A 396-nucleotide genomic window follows, 5' to 3' on the forward strand; every position below is an offset into this window, starting at 1 on the left:
GTCCCGCGTCCCAATCCTCCAGGTGGACCAGGCGGTAGCCATGTCCCCAGACTGTATCCTTCCCGGCATCACCGATGGATACAGGACCAGGCAGCTGAAGGAGCAGGCCCTGTCCCTTGGTTTCCGCGGGGAGTTCCTCATTCTCGAGGAGCTTTACCGCTGCTTTGATATACGCAGCGCTACCGTAAAGCGGATGGCCAGACGGTTACATCAGCAGGACATTCCCGGGCAGATTGCCGAACTTGGCGTCTATAAGGGTGATACGGCCGGGAAACTCAATGCCCTGTTTCCTGACAGGAGGCTGTACCTGTTTGACACCTTTGAGGGGTTCGATCCAAGGGAGATACAAAAAGAAGAGGAATATGGATGTTCCTTTGCAAAGAAAGTGGATTTTTC

Annotated in this window: 1 protein-coding gene; it reads left to right on the forward strand. The window is 54.3% G+C overall.

The features are described from left to right. The coding region (locus tag LK536_RS58535; RefSeq protein ID WP_506092306.1) for a TylF/MycF/NovP-related O-methyltransferase at nucleotides 1-396 on the forward strand (396 nt) is incomplete at both ends.

The sequence above is a fragment of the Clostridium pacaense genome, assembly GCF_020709765.2.
GTDB lineage: Bacteria > Bacillota > Clostridia > Lachnospirales > Lachnospiraceae > Enterocloster > Enterocloster hominis.